The 19,160-nt window shown below is 54.3% G+C and carries 14 protein-coding genes; 3 read left to right on the top strand and 11 right to left on the bottom strand.

Going from position 1 to position 19,160, the window contains the following annotated elements; translation table 11 throughout:
• The first annotated feature begins 21 nt into the window (after nt 1-21).
• Nucleotides 22-1,218, top strand: a complete 1,197-nt coding sequence (locus tag ABNS66_RS03985; RefSeq protein ID WP_286838648.1) for a methyltransferase — start codon at nt 22-24, stop codon at nt 1,216-1,218.
• Between the two features lie 12 nt (nt 1,219-1,230).
• On the opposite strand, the gene ABNS66_RS03980 is transcribed toward ABNS66_RS03985, so the two are convergent.
• From ABNS66_RS03980 to ABNS66_RS03970, 3 genes are all read right to left on the bottom strand, one after another.
• Nucleotides 1,231-9,447 carry a thrombospondin type 3 repeat-containing protein gene (locus ABNS66_RS03980; protein WP_348655209.1) on the bottom strand — a complete coding sequence of 2,739 codons (8,217 nt, stop codon included), beginning with the start codon at nt 9,445-9,447 and terminating at the stop codon, nt 1,231-1,233.
• 347 nt (nt 9,448-9,794) lie between these two features.
• The gene (locus tag ABNS66_RS03975; protein ID WP_286838653.1) at nt 9,795-10,262 is read right to left on the bottom strand and encodes a hypothetical protein; all 468 of its coding nucleotides are present in this window, start codon (nt 10,260-10,262) and stop codon (nt 9,795-9,797) included.
• Between the two features lie 58 nt (nt 10,263-10,320).
• On the bottom strand, nt 10,321-10,893 hold the full coding sequence (locus tag ABNS66_RS03970; RefSeq protein ID WP_204994646.1) for a TetR/AcrR family transcriptional regulator: 573 nt from the start codon (nt 10,891-10,893) through the stop codon (nt 10,321-10,323).
• A 95-nt stretch (nt 10,894-10,988) separates the two neighbouring features.
• On the opposite strand from ABNS66_RS03970, the gene ABNS66_RS03965 reads away from it, so the two are divergent.
• Complete coding sequence (locus ABNS66_RS03965) at nt 10,989-12,206, top strand: NADH:flavin oxidoreductase (RefSeq protein ID WP_286838654.1); 1,218 nt, start codon at nt 10,989-10,991, stop codon at nt 12,204-12,206.
• Nucleotides 12,207-12,208: 2 nt separating this feature from the next.
• On the opposite strand, the gene ABNS66_RS03960 is transcribed toward ABNS66_RS03965, so the two are convergent.
• Nucleotides 12,209-12,637, bottom strand: a complete 429-nt coding sequence (locus tag ABNS66_RS03960) for a hypothetical protein (protein WP_286838655.1) — start codon at nt 12,635-12,637, stop codon at nt 12,209-12,211.
• A 93-nt stretch (nt 12,638-12,730) separates the two neighbouring features.
• Between ABNS66_RS03960 and ABNS66_RS03955 the strand changes: the two genes are divergently transcribed.
• Nucleotides 12,731-12,910 (top strand): DUF2256 domain-containing protein, encoded by a 180-nt coding sequence (locus ABNS66_RS03955; RefSeq protein WP_204994649.1) that lies wholly within the window; start codon nt 12,731-12,733, stop codon nt 12,908-12,910.
• On the opposite strand, the gene ABNS66_RS03950 is transcribed toward ABNS66_RS03955, so the two are convergent.
• The 7 genes from ABNS66_RS03950 to ABNS66_RS03920 all read right to left on the bottom strand — a co-directional run bounded on the left by ABNS66_RS03950 (nt 12,870) and on the right by ABNS66_RS03920 (nt 19,108).
• Nucleotides 12,870-13,841: a hypothetical protein gene (locus tag ABNS66_RS03950; RefSeq protein WP_286838657.1), complete on the bottom strand. Its 972-nt coding sequence runs from the start codon at nt 13,839-13,841 to the stop codon at nt 12,870-12,872. The two genes, ABNS66_RS03955 and ABNS66_RS03950, sit on opposite strands and share 41 nt — an antisense overlap.
• Nucleotides 13,842-13,951: 110 nt before the next feature.
• Complete coding sequence (locus ABNS66_RS03945) at nt 13,952-15,334, bottom strand: tetratricopeptide repeat protein (RefSeq protein WP_286838659.1); 1,383 nt, start codon at nt 15,332-15,334, stop codon at nt 13,952-13,954.
• The gene (locus tag ABNS66_RS03940; protein WP_027873127.1) at nt 15,334-15,933 is read right to left on the bottom strand and encodes an energy transducer TonB; all 600 of its coding nucleotides are present in this window, start codon (nt 15,931-15,933) and stop codon (nt 15,334-15,336) included. The genes ABNS66_RS03945 and ABNS66_RS03940 overlap by 1 nt, the downstream gene beginning before the upstream one ends.
• 6 nt (nt 15,934-15,939) lie before the next feature.
• Complete coding sequence (locus ABNS66_RS03935) at nt 15,940-16,347, bottom strand: biopolymer transporter ExbD (protein WP_027873128.1); 408 nt, start codon at nt 16,345-16,347, stop codon at nt 15,940-15,942.
• Between the two features lie 10 nt (nt 16,348-16,357).
• Entirely contained in the window at nt 16,358-16,885 is a 528-nt protein-coding gene (locus ABNS66_RS03930; protein ID WP_027873129.1) for a MotA/TolQ/ExbB proton channel family protein, read from the bottom strand.
• Nucleotides 16,886-16,892: 7 nt separating this feature from the next.
• Nucleotides 16,893-18,278 carry a MotA/TolQ/ExbB proton channel family protein gene (locus ABNS66_RS03925; RefSeq protein ID WP_286696321.1) on the bottom strand — a complete coding sequence of 462 codons (1,386 nt, stop codon included), beginning with the start codon at nt 18,276-18,278 and terminating at the stop codon, nt 16,893-16,895.
• Complete coding sequence (locus ABNS66_RS03920) at nt 18,278-19,108, bottom strand: DUF3450 domain-containing protein (protein WP_027873131.1); 831 nt, start codon at nt 19,106-19,108, stop codon at nt 18,278-18,280. Before ABNS66_RS03920 ends, ABNS66_RS03925 begins: the two co-directional genes overlap by 1 nt.
• Between the last annotated feature and the right edge of the window lie 52 nt (nt 19,109-19,160).

Here is a 19,160-nt window from a genome sequence, read left to right as displayed (position 1 = left end):
GCGCCGACGTATAATGTAGGCATGACCAGCAACGTTCTCACCGCTGCTAAAGGCGCCGACCTACTGCAGAACATCGACCAGCTACTCAGCCAGCACGAAGCATTGTGGCGCGCCGGCGCGACCGCCGAGCCAGCGCCGCACTACGACGAGCTGTTCCTCGCGCTTCGCACACTCTCGGCAGAGGATGTTGCCCAGCTTCAGAGCGATGACCTTATGCTCTTGGAGCGATTGTCGCCACACTTTGCCCATGCCAAAGACATTCTCGCCATTCTGTCTTACTTTACGCCGCCCATCGCGCCACCACATATCGAGCCGCCCAGCGGCATTGGTGGTAGAAAGTGGCAGCAAATACAGGCTTTTTGTAGTGGGCTAGCATCACTGTCCGGAAACGTGATCGAGTGGTGTTCCGGAAAAGGCTACCTCGGCCAGGCACTGCGATTCCACCCGCAACACTCACCCTCGTCTGTCATCGGCCTGGAAATTGATAGCGATCTTGTTGCCAGTGGCAACCACAGGCACACCAACACCCATCAACGCATTGTGCGCTGCGATGTATTGAGCGAACAGGCAGAGTCGTTTGTGGCCGACGCCAACGCCATCATTGCACTGCACGCCTGCGGAGGGCTCCACCAACGCATGCTGAAAGTTGCCGCGACGACGAGCACCGCGCAGATTGCCCTCGCCCCGTGCTGCTACCACCGGTTTATTGAGCAGTACGCGCCACTGTCCAAGGCCGTTAACAACTCGCCCCTCTCAATCACAACACAAGATTTGCGCCTGGCGGTTCGACAAACCGTCACGGCCCGGCGCGGTGAAACGCAGGCGCGACGACAACTTCACCACTGGTGGCTTGCAAGCCAACAACTTGCCCAGCAACAGGGGATAGCGCTGGACCAATACCGCGCCCTGCCCCACAGTGCTGCCAAAAAAGGGTTTAGCTACTTTGTAGAACAACAATGCGCCGCCAATGGCATTGCAACACTCGACATGAGCAACGCTGATACCGCTCTGGCCAACGCGGCAAACCTGCAGCTTGCGCAAGAGCAGCGCGGCCTCGCTGCCATGCTATTCAGGCGGCTGCTGGAATTGCGCTGTGTGTTAGACAGCGCCCTATTCCTGTGTGAGCAGGACTACCACGTTACGCTCAGTGTCTTTTGCCCGAGTACAACCACCCCAAGAAACTTTTTATTATCTGCCCGGCGCAAGAACGAAAGCTAAGCATCAAAGAGCTTAGTCACGTAAATAGACCCCGCTATTCCCGTAGCCATCCACCACTGCCACCTGCACGATGTCCGCTCCAATGTCCACGCTTGAGCGAGGCACCGCACGGCTATCGATCGTCCAGCGATCTGTTAGGTCTTCGGTATTGCCGAAACTGTCGACGGCAATAATCGACGAAATTTTGCGAATTGGCGCGGCCTGATCTTCTCGGACAAAGGGGTCGATAACACGGCGAGTATCAGGTAGCGCGGGGTAGTGCAGCGTTAAGCTACCCTGCTCTTCCATCAGGGCGAGGTTTGTCGCAGGACTGACCTCAAAAGCCAGCGAGGCCAGGTGGTAATCCTCCCCTGCTAGCGAGGGCGACAATGCTGAACCCGATACGACAAATCGGTAGTTTCCAGCCGGCCAGTCTAATGGCGCTTCGAAATCGACAAGCCAAATGTGTCTACCGCTGCTCAAGCGGTACTTTAGCTGCATTTCAAAGAAGGTATTGAGGGCATCGCCATTCGCGCGGGTAACCGACTGCCATGCGCCGTTACGCTCTACTTGCATCAGCACTGAGGGCGTACCTAGAACAGGGTCCCCTCCCTCAAAAACAAACTCAGTTCGCTCAAACCGAGATATGGATCGCGGTTGAGAAATACTGCTACCCGCTAGCATGCTGGGCAAGGCTTGCGCATTGACTTGCGAATCATAGTGCTGGCGGTAGTGCTCATAGCGCACAACCAGCTCATCAATCGGCGCCGCGCTGCGGTCTCGAAGCGACTCGAGCAGCTCCACCGTTACATCAAGAAAGCGCTCGCCCTGCTTCCAGCCCCAAAAAGTCGTGGTAGATTCCGCGCCTCCCAATGTTGCCCAGTCCTCCTCTTCGGGCGGCAAGATATAGCCAATATGGTCACCGGCATAACCCCATATAAAGGTGTCGTCGTAGCGATAGCGTTCCCCACCTCCCACTTCAGCAGCCGCATCGAGTAATCGCAGGCCGTATTCAGTAAGCGGTTCACCCGGCTGCATCAACAGTGTCAGCTCGCCAACTTTTTGAGCGGCAATGATCGTGTCCTGCGGGTAAAACGAGGCGTTTTCGGCAACGCCATTGTCGGCGAGGTCGTAGGCATCTGGCGGCGGTGAAGGCAGGCAATACGGAATCTGCTCGGGCAGGCCATTCCCCTCATAGCCCGGCACGTCTTTCAGACCAGCACCAACGAAGGGGACCGCAATGTCGTTGCCGCACTGCCCCGCACCCCAGGCGTAGGGAAACTCCTCAGGGCGATAACCCAGCCTGTCGCGATCAAGGATAATCCGCTTAGACACACTGCGAAGATCAGGGGAAAACTGGAACTGTTCAATGCTGTCGGCTATCACTTTTATTTGCGGAGCAAGCCGACGCCCGTAGCTTTCAATACGCTGCAGCTTATTGCGATGAATATTACTGCGCGGACTGATATCGCCGGCCGCATTCTGCACCAACATCGCCAGTGGCAACGCCATCAGTTGCTCGGTTGCTCTTTCTACTGACGCCAGCACATCCCCTGAGAAATATTGATTCTCCACGTCAAAAGCAATGCCGTGAGCCGCCCAATTGATAATTACCGCCATGGGCTCAGGCTCAGTGTTATCCAAGGCATCGATGCGAATCACACCAAGGCGGCGGTGAAGCGCTTGCAACCTATCCTCGTCGTAGCTGGGTAAACGCCCACGACGAAAGCCGTTCATTCCCAGCGCTTCCTGAGCACTACCGTGGCCAATACGCGCCAAGCGCATATTGTCATCGTCCAATGCCGTCACCACTACCGTTGCCAATTGCGCAACGACTCGGCGGTAGACTTCGTGCTGGTACAGATCCATCGCCAACCAAAAATAGCGTGCAGAGTGGTTAGCGAGTGCCCCAGGCCCATCGTGGCTGTGAGTTGCAGAGAGTACCAAGCCATCACCAAGCGCGATTCCCGTTTGCCGTTGCACTTCGGCTTTTACATCTTCGGCAAGTTCGTTAAGTGCGCCGATGAAATCGGTTTTCAAAAATACGATGTAGTCGCGACCATCGTGCAGGGCAATGGCTTTGGCAACCAGTGAATCGTAGTAGCCTCGGCTCGGCGGCGAATAACTTGCATAGGGTGAGTGAACCGCGCGCAACTCATCGGGCAAAGGCGCCAGAGGAGGACAGCTTTCAGGGTGGTCGGGCTCGCAGCCGTCAGCCATGTATGGAATGAAGTCGACCAGCTCATCAAAGAATGTTTGATAATCACCTGAGGCAAAGCCTTCGGCACCGGGGATATAGTCGCCCGCAATAGGCGGCCTTAGGTAACCACCTAGCGGAGTGCCAACGGGAATATCAATCGCCACCTTGGCGATACCTGCACGCAGCGGCATAACCGAGTGAGCCTGCGGCTGCGCTTTGGCCTGTGGCTGCGGCTGCTCGAGCCCCGCCTCAGCCCCCACAGCCATCATCACTTGGCGCAGCGCATTGGCTGAATTTTCTTGCAGGCCAGCTAATACCGCATCTCCCGCCTTTTGGAACTCGCCATCGCGCATTTGCTCAACGGCCGCGCTGAAAGCGCGGGTATCGATAGGCAAAGTCTCACCGCCAACTACCACTGGTTCGCCGACAATAGTCACGGGGGCAGGTAACGGTGGGCAGCCTGCCGGCCCCCGTACCTCCCGCGCTATCCACGTATCGAGTAGCTGTCCTTGGCTATGTAGAAAGTGCGATTTTTGACATTTTGCATGGGGCGCCGCACGAGGGTAACCATGGGGGTCGAAATCATCTCCCCTGGGCGCGACATTACCGATAGGCGGGCTTTGTGTTTTCCCTTCATCGAGCTCAATAAAACCAGACTTACTGCTGCGGCATGCTCCCTGGCAACTGCCGCTGTCGTAACCCTCGCCGTCTCGCCCAGCGAGCGCCAAGCCCCAAAATGCATCGACGTCTGGGTCGCGCTCCGCAAAGAACGCCTCTCGAGATGCAAAGGTATATGTTGCGTTGTCGCCTGGGCGACGCGGGTAAATATCAGCGACCTCAACGCCAATGGTTCGCGCCATCACCTGGGCGCTCCAGTGGGTAACTTGGTGGTCAGCAAAAGCCGGTTGCAGCAGGACTTGATTGTCAGGCCCATTCAAGGCGCTATTGTCGGCGATATGGTGGGCATACCCATTATTTTCAGACCGATCCCATAGCATCTGGATGAGTGCAAACCCCAAGTCGCGATCCAAGTCATCCTGGTATGAGAGATAGAGAGGCGTAGCGTAGGACGGCAAGCCACCCGGCTCGTATTCTGCGTCAAAATCAACGCTGCGCCTCAGCAGGGTTGAGTAGTTCATGCCGACGACACCAAATACTCCGCGTTGCACATCCTTGGACATTGCAACGATCGGCCCTCCGGTGATGCCGCCTTGCGAGTTGCCGTCGTAGAAGATCTCTCTATGGTCGAAAACAGGCAGGCCCTTGGCATCCTGAAATACGGCCTCTGCCGCAAAACCAGCCGGGTGACGCATAGCCCTGGCAAGGAATAGAAAATTCAACAGCCCCTGTTGGGAAGCATCTGGGATCACCGCAAAATTGGATAAATCTACCAGCGCCGCCAAAACATTAGGGACATCCCCTGTCGAGAAGCCGAACAGGTCGACACCACAAAACAGGAAATTGTATTCACGACTGAAATTCGGCACATGATCGTAGGTCACCGCTTGGTGGCCGTCCAATAAGCCATGGCCGTATATCCCACCCCTTGCTGGGTTTTCCGAGCTGGCTTGCTCAGGGATTTGGCAGGTAAATCGCGTTGTCATTTCACCGAGACTGTCGGGTAAGCCGTCCCCGTAGCTCGCCCCGGCGGCGTCGAAGGCGGGCGCATCGAGCGGGTCAAAGTACAGTCGGTTAGGCTGCACTGAGCCGCCATCTGCAATCCCCACCCCCTCAAACAAGGTATCGCAAGCTTCGCGCATTTCCTCCGGGAGCTGCACACACAATTGCTCGGCATAGATGCTGAGCTGGTCCAGTGGTGCCGGGTCGGTGGGGATAACAAAACTCGGCACGGTGATCGTTCCCTCGATACGCCTAGCAATCCCGTCTCTGGGATTCTCCGTCACTTTGTCGATCGTGTAATCTGGCGCTCGACCTAAATCGGTGATGTTCCCCTGGGCGTCTTCAAGCTGACCGAGCTGTTTAAAGGCTTCATCACGCATATGGCGTAATCTGCCCACATTGTTTTCCGCACTGGCAACGGTAAAGTCCCACGCCAGATACAGCTCATCATCGATACCTACCCCCGCTTGCAGCAAAACGGGACGAACGTTTTCATCCCATTGCTGACACCGCGCGGACAACACCGGGACGCCATCGGCTTTACTATCTCGACAGGCCCGGAAAGCGGCTTGTGCCCTGAGATAAGGGTCGCCGTTTTGCTGGCTTGGCAAGCGCTTCAAAACAACGACATATCTCTGCCCTTCATCAAAATTCCGTGCGGGCCGGATGAGCAGCGCCGCCCGTTTTTCTGCCAAGGGGCTGCTATTTTCCACACCCTCACTGGGTAGCAGTAAGCCAGCGTTCAAATCCAGCTCTGCCCACACCGGGTGCAGTTCGCCACTATCAGCATTGATTACTAATACTGAAGATTGATCGACCTCCATTGACTCAGACAAATGCGTTAGTCGAGGCACACCGGGTACCGTGCCATCGTCATTGCTTTGCAGGTCCGGCACGTATGTCATGATCATTTGCCCTGGCGAGAAACCATCGTTTCGGTTCCATTCCCTCGGGTCAATCGGCTTTCCAGCGATATTCCTCGGCATTGCGAGGGGATTGAAGTCCACTCGGCGCCCACTACCACCGCGGGAAACGGATTGCGGGCTGCCATTGCTGGCGGGGACAGTAAAATGGTCGCTTGGGAAAGGAAACAGACAGTGGGCGGGGTCAAGCAGATCACAGCCGCGCGCGGTGGCCTCAATCAGTTCGCCAATAGCAGGCAGGTCATCATTATTATTGCTGCCTCCACTGCCGAAAGCCGCACATACACCGGGGGCTAATCCACTATCAATACAGCTGTCATAAATAGGTATCTCCGGGTCTATCTGGCTGTAAAGCGGTTCGGCATCAGCACCGCCTTGCTCGCGACAGCGCGCGGCGTATTCGCGCTGAATATAGTCGACTCGAAACCCGGCCATACTCAGTAAACAACGCTCGGAGTCGGCCCCCTCAGTTGAACACGCCGCTAAATATGGCGGTAAATATGCATCGGCTTGGTCCACCTTATCAAATAGCGGCAGGTAACCCTGCAGTCGCAGTAGCGGCGCCGTGAGTGGCCCCAAGGACACGAACTCCTCATAGCCAGTGAATGGTACCAACATACCGGCGTCACCCGAGGCATCCACATAACTGAACTCTTCTTCGGGGATAATATAGCCAAAGCTATTTTGCGTGAGCCCGAGCAGCATAGTGTGCGCATTTTGCGACGCCAGAGAGCGAATAAATTCGCCAAATGTTCCGGTTGTTTCACCTGGAATCGTGACAATCTCCAAGCCACTCTCCTCACCACCCAAGGTAATTCGAGTGACATCGGTCGTGGCGTAGGGCGTTGCCTGCGGCAGGTATTGGGCTTGCGCCCCCAGCTCTGGCGGTAGCTGCTCATTTACACCAGTGAAATCATAATACTGGTTAAAAGCGCCCAGCCCGCCTGCTGCGACAAAAACCGGATTGGTAACTGGCAGCACGACTTGCTGACTTTGCACACGCAAGCCGCTGCGAATTTCTCGAATAGCCTCGTCGCCCTGTACCGCAGCGGCCATGCCCTCTCCTCGACAGTGAACGCGACCATAGTCTGGCGATGCATCGCCATAGCCCTGTGGCTCACATCCGGGGCGGCTGCCCGACGCCGAAGCATCGGCAATCGGGCCATTGAAATACAGCGCGGTACCGCCCTCTTTTTCCAGCCAATCCGTCACACCGAGGGGGTAATCGGGATGGGGAATACGAGGGTCTTCATTGATAGCAGTCGGATGGGCATTGAACTGCATAAGATAGCCAATATTTTCACCACTGCGCGCATCGATCGCCGTCAATAAGGTGGCAAGGGTGTCGCTATCAATGTCTGGATCCGTCTGCTTGGGACGGCGGTAGTTATTAAACTCTGCAAGCTCTGCCGTCTTCACTGTCACAGCAACTTCTGTCGCGGCTTGTTTGGCTTCCTGTGCCGCCAGTGACGCCTGTCGGTACAAAGTATTGTGAATCCAGTCCTTGGGCACACCGCCCCACAGGCCTTGAAGATCTGCACCCGCATGGCTATGCGTCTGGCCGAATACGACATTGTCCTCAGATATACCAGACGCTTGTGCGACCACCTTGCGCATTTCCTGTTGAATGATATTCCCGGCGCCGACGGCATCAACAACCACAAACATCACTTGCTCGGCAGCATTTTCACCCTCTGCAGGCTGCTCGACATACATGGCGCGCACCCAGCTGCGCTCAACACATTGCGAGGTGTCAAAGGTCTCGGGGTCGTAGCGACTCTGCTCAGACAACAAGCATGGCTGCTCTGCTGGTGCTGTAAGGCTTTCCCCAAACCCACCAAAGGGATCAGGTTGATTCTGCAGTGGGTTAATACCAAAGCCGCCGAGATTAAACTTCTGTAGATGCCGCGTTTCCCCCAACCGAGGTTCATCAATACCTGCAACGTGTTCAACACTCGGATCAATAGCCTGCTTCGAGGCGCCAATGCGCAACCGCCCGCGGAGGAATTCATCGTCATAGATCGTTGCTATCGCTTCAGCGACATCGACCCTTGCAAATTCTGCGCGACTAACCGTTACCCTAAAGCGCTCATGCTCTTCCAATACCTCATCATTAACGACCGGCACCGCAGCGACGTAATCGGTCACTCCCACTGGGATCTCAACATTCTGCGTGGCGTGCGCAAAATCACTGTCCGAGGTTGTGATATCAGTGAAAATCAGCTCGACAACCACTGGAACAGGGCTTGCCTGACTTAAGTGCAATGGCAGCAAAAGTGCACCGCTGTTTTCATCAGCCGCAGCATCATCAATGCTCAACCTAGGCCTTTGGCTCTCGGAACACCCCTGCAAGAGTTCGCCGTCATCATCGGGTGTTGCGGGGCATACATCTAGCTCATCGGCGGTCCCGTCGTTGTCGTCATCGGAGTCAGCGTTGTCACCGATACCATCGCCATCAGCATCACCGGTCTCTTGCGGGTTATCGGGAAAGGCGTCATCGGCATTGTGAACACCATCGCCGTCACGGTCGTCATCGCTATTGTCGCCTACTCCATCACCATCCAGGTCGGCAGACTCAGTAGCATCCAAGGGAAACGGGTCACTGCCGTCAGCAACACCGTCACCATCAGTATCCGCATCATTCGGGCGGGTTCCGATAGCGGTCTCTTCTTCATCGCTTAGGCCATCATTATCGTCATCGCTGTCACACACATCGCCATGACCATCATCGTCATTGTCTTGCTGCGAACCATTAGATAAAGATGGGCAATTATCCCGTGCATCGGGGACACCATCCCCGTCGCGATCAACTCTTGCCGCTTCATTGCTACAACCAAATTCATCCACGGGGATACCAAACCCAGTGCGGGGGCAACGGTCGCGATAATCACTAATGCCATCGGCATCACTGTCAGCACCGGCATCACCATTGTATTGGCCATCAGATATGTCCCGCTCGGTGAGCGCTAAATGTCGCCGGGCGAGCTCTTCAGAAACCAACTCTCGCACTCCGTTGCCATTGGCAGTTCGCGCCCAGCTGGCAACCGGCGTGGAGTGGAAATCGCTACGTTTAAAATCTGAGGGGGCAGCGGTCAAATCAGCCGCGCCATCGCGTACTCGCTGCGAAATGTAGATACCATTCTCGGGAATACCATCGGCGTCCAACGTGAGGAAAAACCGCGCCAAATTCACCGCTGAGATATCATCTCCAGCGCTCAATGCAAGCATGCTAATGATCGGTGCCCCGCGGACACTACCCAAAGAAATTCCGCCGATGCGAAAGTGGATCACCTCTTGCTTGAAATACAGAAACCCGCCGCTGCTGTCAGTTAAGGATTCCCGATCACCCGAGGACCGCCGATACAGTACTCCGCCCACTGGAGAGTCAACCAACTGACCATAGAGTTCACTTTCGGGCGCCGAAGAGCGACCACCGCCCCCGCCACCACAGGCAAACATAAAAAAAGAAACGACGGTCAGTAGACCAACTCGGCAAACAGCGCGCATTACGGCACCTCCTTGGCAATGCAACACGGGTTCTTCTGCCTAGGTATTTGAGACTGGGCCACGATGAGGGCGTAGTGACGGTCGTTCCACGTGTTGCGATATAGCTCTCTCAAACGCGGGCGCTGGAGAGCACTTTTTTATTAGGAATAAGGAAGTTACTGGCTACAACAGCGGTGGCACAAGCGCATCTGTGACAACGCGCAAATACACAATTTATAAAAAACAGGAACTAATTGATAGAATTCAAAAACTTAACAGCGAGCACCCCAAATGCACAAAAATTAACAGGGGAGCATTAGCAGCGACTGGTTCAAATAATCAAACTCGCAGACTTAGTGGCGCGGCGCTTATCTGGCCGTGTAATCTTGGCTGACTGCACGCCCATCACCATTCGCCTGCAAATAGCGCTGACTATCAACCCATCCCTTCTCGGTATAAAAGCCCCAGTCGCGGATTTTCGGTCCGGTCAAAAACACCGTGACGCTATCGGCTGAAAGCAGGTCCAGACGATGCGGCGCGCGAGACATTCTGGCGGTGATCGAGCCGGGCTCTAGCACACGTGCCTTGCTGGGAAGGGTCTCAGATATGCGCCCTCGCAATACAACTGAGATATTGAATAGCCAGGGGTGGTCGTGGAGATGACTGTCGGGATCATCTTCTTGGACATGGTGAAGGTATACATTGAACAAGCGGTTTTTAGGCAGCAGGTGCCAGCGCGTTAGGTAGCGCTCACCAATGCGCTTTGAAGGAGGTGTGTCCATACGGCGCTCAGCTCGTCGCTGCATGGCGGAGAGTAATGCTTGAGGTAACTTCATCAACTGCAGGCCAGTATACGGTCAATCACGAGAGCAAATTATAACAGCCGCCGGGGCATCAGACATTGTCCAGCGCTTGCAGCAAGGGTTGAAGTGCTGCACTGCTATCGTAGTCACTGCGCTCCCCGCGCATTAGCGCTGCTTCGGTCAACGCTGCCAGCAGCATTCTGGCGTAGAGTTCTCTATCGCTGTCGGACAACTCACGCTCCGGCCACATCTCGTCAAGGCGCCGCTGGGCCTCCAGCACCACGGCACTGCGGCGCAGTCGTTCACGACCAAGAATGTGGGGCGCGTCCAACAGCACGACCTGTACAAAGCCCGGCTGATCGCAGAGTGCCATAAAACGCTGCCATGATTCTGCCAGCCCGGCGTCGCCGCCATTTTCCGACGGCGCCTGGAGGGTGGCGAGCAGTTCTGCCTCGTAAGACTCGGTGACCGCTTCGAAGAGTGCTTCCTTGTTGCCAAAGTAGTGATAGATGGGTCGGATAGTTGTTCCGGCCTCTCGGGCAATATCCTCCAACGCTGTGGTGGAATAGCCTTTTTCACCGAATTGTTGACGAGCACAGGCCAGGACTTTTGATTGGGTTTCTTCCCGTCGCTGGGCCTGCGTGCGGCGCTGTTTTTGAACCAATACTCTACCCTCTTAATAGCGGAGCACAGTGTAGCTTGCTTTTTGCAAAGATGATATGTAGCGTTATTACATATAATTATTTCACCGAGTCTGCCATGAATCCGACCAATCCCTCCCTCGACAGCCGCACTTCGCTGGAAAAGTGTTTCTCGCCCGCCAAGATCAATGGCCTCGAGTTAAAAAACCGGCTTATTAAAGCAGGCACCTTCGAAAATATGACCCCCTTGGGCGTCCCTGGCTCGACGTTAAGTGGGTTTCACCAGCGCCTGGCGGATGGCGGCATTGCCATGACAACACTCGGCTATTGTGCGGTGACCGCCGACGGCCGACTCAATGAAAATATGATGTATATGCACGAGGGCATCCGCGCGCCCCTCACGTCGCTGATTCATTCATTGCATGAGCGCGGCACTGCAGTGTCAGGGCAAATGGGGCACTGCGGCGGCTTTTCCAAGAACCGCGAGCTACAACGCCGCAGGCCGCTGGGCCCCAGCTTCGCGATTAATGGCTTAGGCCTAAGTCAGGGCATGTTCTTCGCCGATGCGATGTCCATCCAGGATATCGATGAGATGGTGGATCAGTACCGCGATGCAGCGCAATTTATGAAGTCTGTGGGTTTCGATGCGCTGGAGATCCACTTTGGCCACGGCTATGGCCTTTGCCAATTTATCAGTCCAAAAACCAATAAGCGTAAAGATGAATATGGCGGCAGTTTGGAAAACCGCATGCGACTGCCACTGCGGGTACTTGCTGCGGTTCGCGAAGCGGTTGGCGACGCCTTTCCTATACTCGGCAAGATCAGTATGTCAGAGGGCGTACGCGGCGGGATTCATTACGATGACTCGGTGGTAATTAGTCAAATGCTCGACCGGGCCGGTATTGATGCCATTGTCTGCAGCGGCGGCACCAGCACGATGAACCCAATGCTGATGTTCCGTGGCGAGAATATGCTGCCCACAATGCTTGCGACAGAGAAAAGCGTATTGATGCGGCTTATTCTAAGGTTGGCAGGAAAATCGATGTTTCGCGATTATCCCTACACGGACCTCTATTTTCTCGAGCAAGCAAAACGCATTCGCGAGGCCGTTAATTGCCAGCTAGTGTACATTGGCGGCGCAACCGGGAATGATAATTTCGCCGACTTAATGGACGCGGGCTTTGACTTTATTCAGCTTGGGCGGAGCTTATTGAGCGACCCCGAATTACCGAATCGCTGCGCGCGCGATGCCGGCTTTAAGAGTCGCTGCGTTCACTGCAACGAATGCGTGGGAACCATCGAGAGTCCCCAGGGTATTCACTGCACCCGATACTGAGGTCAGCCCCGCTTATTAGCGGCGACGGCATAGATAAATACGGGTAGCGCCAGTAGCGGAATCGTCCCCGGAATATAGAAACCGTAGACAATGAGCGCCTCCAAGGCGGTTTCGGGGACGATTAAGCGCTTGGTAACAAACAAGGCATTGATCAGCGGCCCGATGATATTTGCGTAGCAGCCAACAATTAGCCCCCAGCGCGCCGCGCTAAGCACACTACCCTCGCGGTATATTGCCGGCCAAGCAGCAGCAATGGCGATGACCAACAAACCGTTCAGCAGCCCTTCCATGTGCGCAAAGCGCCACACGCCGTAGGCAGGCGCATCCTGAGGCCCCGTCGCGGCAACTGAAAATCCAATTCCTGCCAAAAGCCCTAAAAAAAGGATAATCAGGCCGTGAAATAAAACTTGCCGCTGTTGCTGAGCACCCATGTTATCAATCCTTATTTTTGTTATTTCAGGTGTAAACTGTGTAGTGATGGGCAATGGTAGCGGTAAACACTTCGGGGGGAATCGTCCGTTCCTATGACTCACCGCAAGGGGCAACTTCCAGAGAAGATATGCGTTGTTTGCAACCGTTCCTTCTCATGGAGGAAGAAGTGGCAGCGCGACTGGCCTTCGGTCAGGTATTGTTCAGAGAGGTGTCGGCGGTCGAAAACACAGGCTACTCAGAGAAAAACACATCCAGACGAAATGTTAAGCTAGCCTCGGCATCCCAGCCCTCATCTCGCGCAAAATACAACTCGGGGCTGACTGTGAAATACACCCAGTCCTCATGTATTTGGTTCCGGTAGTTCGCGCCGACAAAATACGCCGTCAGGCGACTGCGGTGCTCATTGTTTGCAAAGCCACCGAGGCGGTATTCCATCGACTCGCGTTCATTGATGCGGTACGACAGCGACAACAGCTGGACGTTTTCAAAGAAATCGTTCCGATCCTCAAACTCCAATCCAGTGAAGTAGCGCAGACGGTAACGCTCTCCCAGCGGACGACTCATCGTATATTCCGTCGACTCCCCCCATCCCTTATCACGGAACCACCAAAACTCCTGCTGGAACTCACGCTGCCACTCGCCCCAATCGGAGAATGGCCGTCTCAAGCGAAGGCGAGCAAAGGGCACCAGTGGAGTTCGCACACGAATACCAATACGGGCACTCCGCTTCCAATGGTGCCACTCTGACAGAGGGGATATTTCAAGACCGGTAACCGACTCTTCGCGGCTCGGGCGCTCGCCGCTTGAGCCGCCACGCACCCGCTCTTCTAAGGGGTTGTTTGCATCGGCATCACTATTAAAGAACAGCTTCGTCTTTCGCTTTGTATTGGGCAGGTCCACCTTCGCACGAAGGCGTACATCGCTCTCTAGCTCCCCTCGCTCGCCAATAGTCTGCCTCAGCTGCAGTTTTAGATAGCTCTCGTTGCTGTAATCTTCTGCAGTATCTTCATTGCTCAAATAGCGATCGACGCTTTCAGCGAAAACCACCCAATTCTCCGACCATTGATCCCTGGTCGCTTCCGCACTTTCCATTGTCCGTTCGATAAAGCTCGGGGGCGAAGGGGCTGGCAACGGCTCTGCCACCACCACTGCTGCAGCGCTGCAGAACAGGAAGGTGAGCAGGTTATACAACGCGGTTTTCAAAAAGGTATTCCTCGCGGCCATACCCTGACTATAGCGCCCGCTTCGCCTGTCGGCATCGTCCAGGCAAAAAAAAGGCACCTTACGGTGCCTTCAACGAATCATGTTAGTTATCAGATGTCGTCTTTCAACGCCGCCTGACGAGCCAACTCGCGATCCATAAACTTAATCCACTGCGACGCATAGCCTTTTGACCGCTCGTCTTTCAACGCTTGTTTGAAAGCTTTACGTGCACCTTCATAGTTCTGCAAGTTAAAGCGGGCCATACCAAGCACAAGGTTCGCAGTATCCGGACGCTTTAGATTACCTTTCTTAAAGGCATTTTCTATCGCTTTCGCAGCTTTCTCGAACTCGTCATTGTCCAGGTAGATGCTACCTAAGCGTGACCACAGCTCGCCCTTATCGGACTTGGCCGCAGCTTTTTCCATTACTGGAATCGCACGCTTAACTTCTTGTGACTGGCGCCATGAGTTACCGAGCAGCTCAAGATTTTTGGAGGTAGCAGGGATCGCACCCGACTTAATACCTTTATCCAGTACCTTCGCTGCTTTGTAAGGCACTTCCTGAGAAAGGAACAAGTAAGCCATATTGATCAGCTCTTTGTCTTTCTCCAGCAAGCCTTGCTCATAGGCCGCTTCCATGGTGGCGGTTGCCGCCATTTCGCGCTTCTGCTCGTTATACATGGCAGAAAGTTGCAGCCAGTAGGCCTTCTTCTGATAGTGCTTCAGCGTCTCTTCGAGAATATCGACAACCTTGTTGATGTTGTTCTTCTCGTAGTAGAGGTAACGCTGCAGTCCCCACCACTGTTCCTTGGGCACCTTGCCTCGGGATTTGTAATCGTTAATCGCTACCTCAATGTACTTGAGGGCACGAGTCAGATCCTTAAGCTGGTAATAGCCCTGGGCCAGCAGTGCATAAGCACCCGCACCGGGTTCTTCCTGAAGTGCTTCCTTCGCTTTAAACCACTCAAGCAGCACTTTCACGCCGTTTTTGTAGTCTTCTTTAACAAAGTAAAGCTGGGCGATGGTGTATTTGGTATTTAGCTCCATCGCCTCAGGAATATCAGGCTGCTTTACAACATTTCGGTAGGCCGTTAACGCCTGTTCATACTTCTCTTGCGTGAAGTAAATGAACGCGTACATGTTGTAGAGGTTTGCCAGCTCGTAGCTATTAAGCGAGCCCCGTCCTTCTTTGTCGCGAAGGGCATCGAGCAATTTAATGGCTTCAGAGTAGCGCTTCTCGTCGGCAGCAACCTGCGCTTCGTTCAGCTTTTCAAAGATTTTTGCGCGGATCGCCGGCGTGCGACGCGTGCTGCGGCGCGGCTTTTCCTTTTCCGCTGCGTGGACGACATTTACGCCGTCCATTTGCAGAGCAGGGGCCACCAGATTACTCGCAACCGGGGTCGCTAGCACCGCAGCCACACCCAAGCTGAGGGAACATGCCAGCTTGACCAGCACCGGGCGCACGACTTTTGTGCTCACGTGATAATCAGACATCATTTCTCCAACTCAAAGGTGAAGCGGTTCTGGATCCCCGGTACTTCGATCGGCTCGCCATCTACCACCCGAGGCTTATATTTAAACTTCTGGGCAGCTTTAATTGATGAGCGTTCGAAGTAACCCGGAGGGCTACAATCCACGGGGGCGATATCGCGCGTGGTACCGGCTTTCGTTACGGTGTACTCAACCGTACAGTAGCCTTCAACACCTCGGCTTTGCGCGCGGCGCGGATAGATTGGCGCAACTTTAACGATAGGCAGATATTCACCATCGGACGCCGACAAACCACCAGCAGTGTTGGTCATTTGCAGGCTCTGTTGAGGCGCCATATTAACGACCTCAATGTCCGGGTTCACATCTTCCATCTCCGGTTGTTCCATATCCGGCGGCGGCTCTTCCGGTTGCTTAGGCTTATCCGGCTTTGCGTCTTTCATTGTTTCTATTTCGGTGTCCGGCATCTGAATGTCGGCCAACTTAGTACGCGGCTTTTCGTCCAACGTCTTGTCAGCTGACTCGATCAGATATGGCATTATGATGAACAGCGCTGCTGTCACCACAAATGCCAATGCGGCACCGATCAGGAGGCGAATATTCATAATTGATCAGCTGTCTTCAGTGGCCAATGAAACATCGTATACGCCGGCCGCTCGGCTGGCGTCGATAACCGCAGTAACCGTTTCGGTATTCGAGGCTTTATCAGCCTGAATAACAACAGCACCTTTGGGGTTCTCGGCATGCATACGCTCAACAACCGAGCGCACTGCTCGCTTGTCGACACGACGCTTGTCGATCCAGATTTCATTAGTACCAGTAACAGCAATCAGAATATTCACATTTTCTTTCTTGCTGGCCGTTGAGGCCTCGGGGCGATTCACCTCGACACCGGCTTCTTTGATGAACGACGCTGTGACGATAAAGAAGATCAACATGATGAAGACCACGTCGAGCATCGGCGTCAGGTCGATCTCGGAGGAATTTTCCTCTGCACCTGCTTTGCTATGCTTTCTCATAACTGTTCTCTTAATGATCGGTTGTCAGATGGTCTTCCAAAAGCTCGCTTTCGCGCTCCGCAATACCTTTTATATAGGTATTGATGAATACGCCTGACAGAGCGGCAACCATTCCAGCCATCGTCGGAATTGTTGCTTTTGAAACACCGCCGGCCATCGATTTAGCATCGCCACCACCGGTCACTGCCATGATATTAAAGACCTCGATCATCCCTGTGACCGTGCCCAACAGACCCAGCAGCGGACAAAGCGCCACCATGGTCTGAATCATTGGCAGACTCGCGTTGATCTGCAGAGAAACCTCTGAGATCAACTTTTCGCGAATCTGCTTGGCATTCCAGGATTTGCGCTCACTGCGCGCTTCCCAGGTGTTGATAGCGTTGTTCACGTCTTTCGACAGCCCGAACTTGTAATACCAAACCCGTTCAATAGCGAGAGTCCACATGACGAAGGTCAGGAGGGCGATGTAGTTCAGTACAGGCCCACCGGCTTCCATAAATCGCCGTATGATCTCGATCCATTCATTCAGTTGGTACATCGCTTAGTTACCCCGCGCGCCCTTCTGTGTGTTCGGCGATAATGCCAGTCGATTGCTCATCAAGCACGTGCAGGATTTTCTTAGCGCGGCCGCTAACAAACGTGTGCAGCAGTACAGTCGGGATGGCGACAACCAGACCCAGTACGGTCGTTACCAGAGCACCAGAGATACCACCGGCCATTGCCTTCGGATCGCCCGCACCAAAGATGGTGATAGCTTGGAAGGTGATGATCATACCGGTTACGGTACCCAGAAGACCCAGCAGCGGTGCTACCGCAGCGATGATCTTCAGCAAGTTCAGAGAGCGCTCCAAACGTGGTGTTTCTTTCAGAATGGCTTCTGACAGTTTCAGCTCCAGTGTTTCCGCATCCATACTTGGATTGTCTTCGTGTACTTTCAGAACACGGCCAAGGCTGTTGTTGTCATTAGCAGTTTTGCTCTTAAGCTGGCTGTTGACCTTCATATCTTCGATGGTCAGAACAATCAGGCGCCAGATAGCGATCAGCATCGCCAATACACCTACTGCGGTGATTACGTAACCAACCACACCACCTTGGTGCCAGCGCTCAGTCAGCGTTGGGCTATCGATCAGTGCAGCAAGGTATGAACCGCCTGAAGGACCAGTGGGGTCAACACCGAAAGGCGTTACGCCTGAAGTTGTTGATGCCAGCTCGTTAGCCCAACCCATGTAGGGGCCTTTAGGCTGACGCGCCAACACAGCAACAGTGCCATTTTCTGAAATGTACTGCAGGTATTCGCCGTCGCTGTTTACGAGGTTGAAGGTACCAACACGCACGACTTCTTGCTGCGTTTTCTCACCAGCAGCCGTCGTCACTTCAGTTTGGAATTTCACCACTCGGCCTGACTCAGTCATTTCGCGCTGAAGCTCAAACCAAATACGCTCAATCTCTTCGATGCTGGGCAGCTCTTCAGCGCCTGACATCTTCGCGATCAGGTCATCAACGAACTGCTCACGATTGGGGAATTGAACACTGATGATCGACGTCTGGAAGTTAGAACGCAGGTCGCCGGCGGTAGAAGTCAGGTGACCAAACAGCTCGGTCAACGTACCCAAACGCTCTTTCAGCTGACGCTGTTTCTCGGTCAGGACGGTTTCGTTTTCTTCGAAGGTGTTTTCCAGCTCAGAAGAGCGCTTCTCTTCATCAGCCAGAGTTTTTTCAGCTTCTTTCAGCATTTTCTGCTGGTCGTAGCGAGCGTTTTTGAAACGCTGCTCGCGAGCTTTTTGCTCACGCGCGTCGCTGGCGCGACCTTGCTTAACCATTTGCAGCAGTTCATCCAGTGACTTGGCTTCTTGAGCCATCACAGGGCTTGATGCCAGAGCGATAGTGCCACCGATAGCCAGTACGGCAGCTTTCAACAGATTACGTTTCATTATTTAGCAGCCTCCGGAGCCGGAATCGGGAGTTTCATGATATCGATGGACGCCTGCTTACGAGCGATACGCAAGCCTTTCTGGATAGCGCCACGGTAGTCGCCAGCATCCAGCTCAGTCCATGTGCCTTGGGTTTTGTCCCAAGCGCCCGACACTTTGCCATCGGTAGTTTGGTAAAGCAGACCGATGCGGCCGATACGGAGGAAGTTAACATCGCGCTCAGCACCGTTGACGGTCGCTACGCCTTTGTAGCTGTCAATTTTGCGGCCGTACTCGTTCTCGATTTTGTAGGCTTCAAGAACCTGACGGAATTTTTCAGCGATGGTGATATCAGAGCGATCCAGGTTGTTGCGCAGGAATTCGATACGCTCTTTGCGTTCCTCGAGGTGGAAAGGAACATCCAACTCAACGAATTGCTCCAGGCCGTCGATCATACGCTGAATCAGCGGGTCGATTTGGCGCTGGATGATAGTTGCTTCGTCAACCGCTTTTTCCAGGCTTGCGATACGACGCAATTGGCCAGCGATCTGTTTTTCCAAACGCGCGTTGTAGACGCGAAGGCCGTCGACCTGCTTCATCACTGTTTTGTAGTCTTGAAGCAAATCGCCAGTTTCTGCAGCCAGGCGGTCAATACGAACCTGAGAAGCCTTGGCAGACTTGGTGCGCTGTTCGCCAACTTTGACGATAGCACTCACAGGAATAAGGGGTTTAGCGGGCTTTGCGGGCGCAGCAGCGGCATCTTGCTCAGCTGAATAAGCAGACGATGCAGCCAGCACACCTGCAGTCGCGGCGACCGCCAGCGCGATTGATTTCAATCGATGCATTTTCATGGGAATTGCTTTTCCTATTTGGGACGTTTAGTGAAAGCAGAGCTTATTATCT

It is taken from the genome of uncultured Spongiibacter sp., assembly GCF_964011655.1.
Taxonomy (GTDB): Bacteria; Pseudomonadota; Gammaproteobacteria; order Pseudomonadales; family Spongiibacteraceae; genus Spongiibacter; species Spongiibacter marinus.
This window is presented reverse-complemented; position numbering and strand designations above follow the sequence as displayed.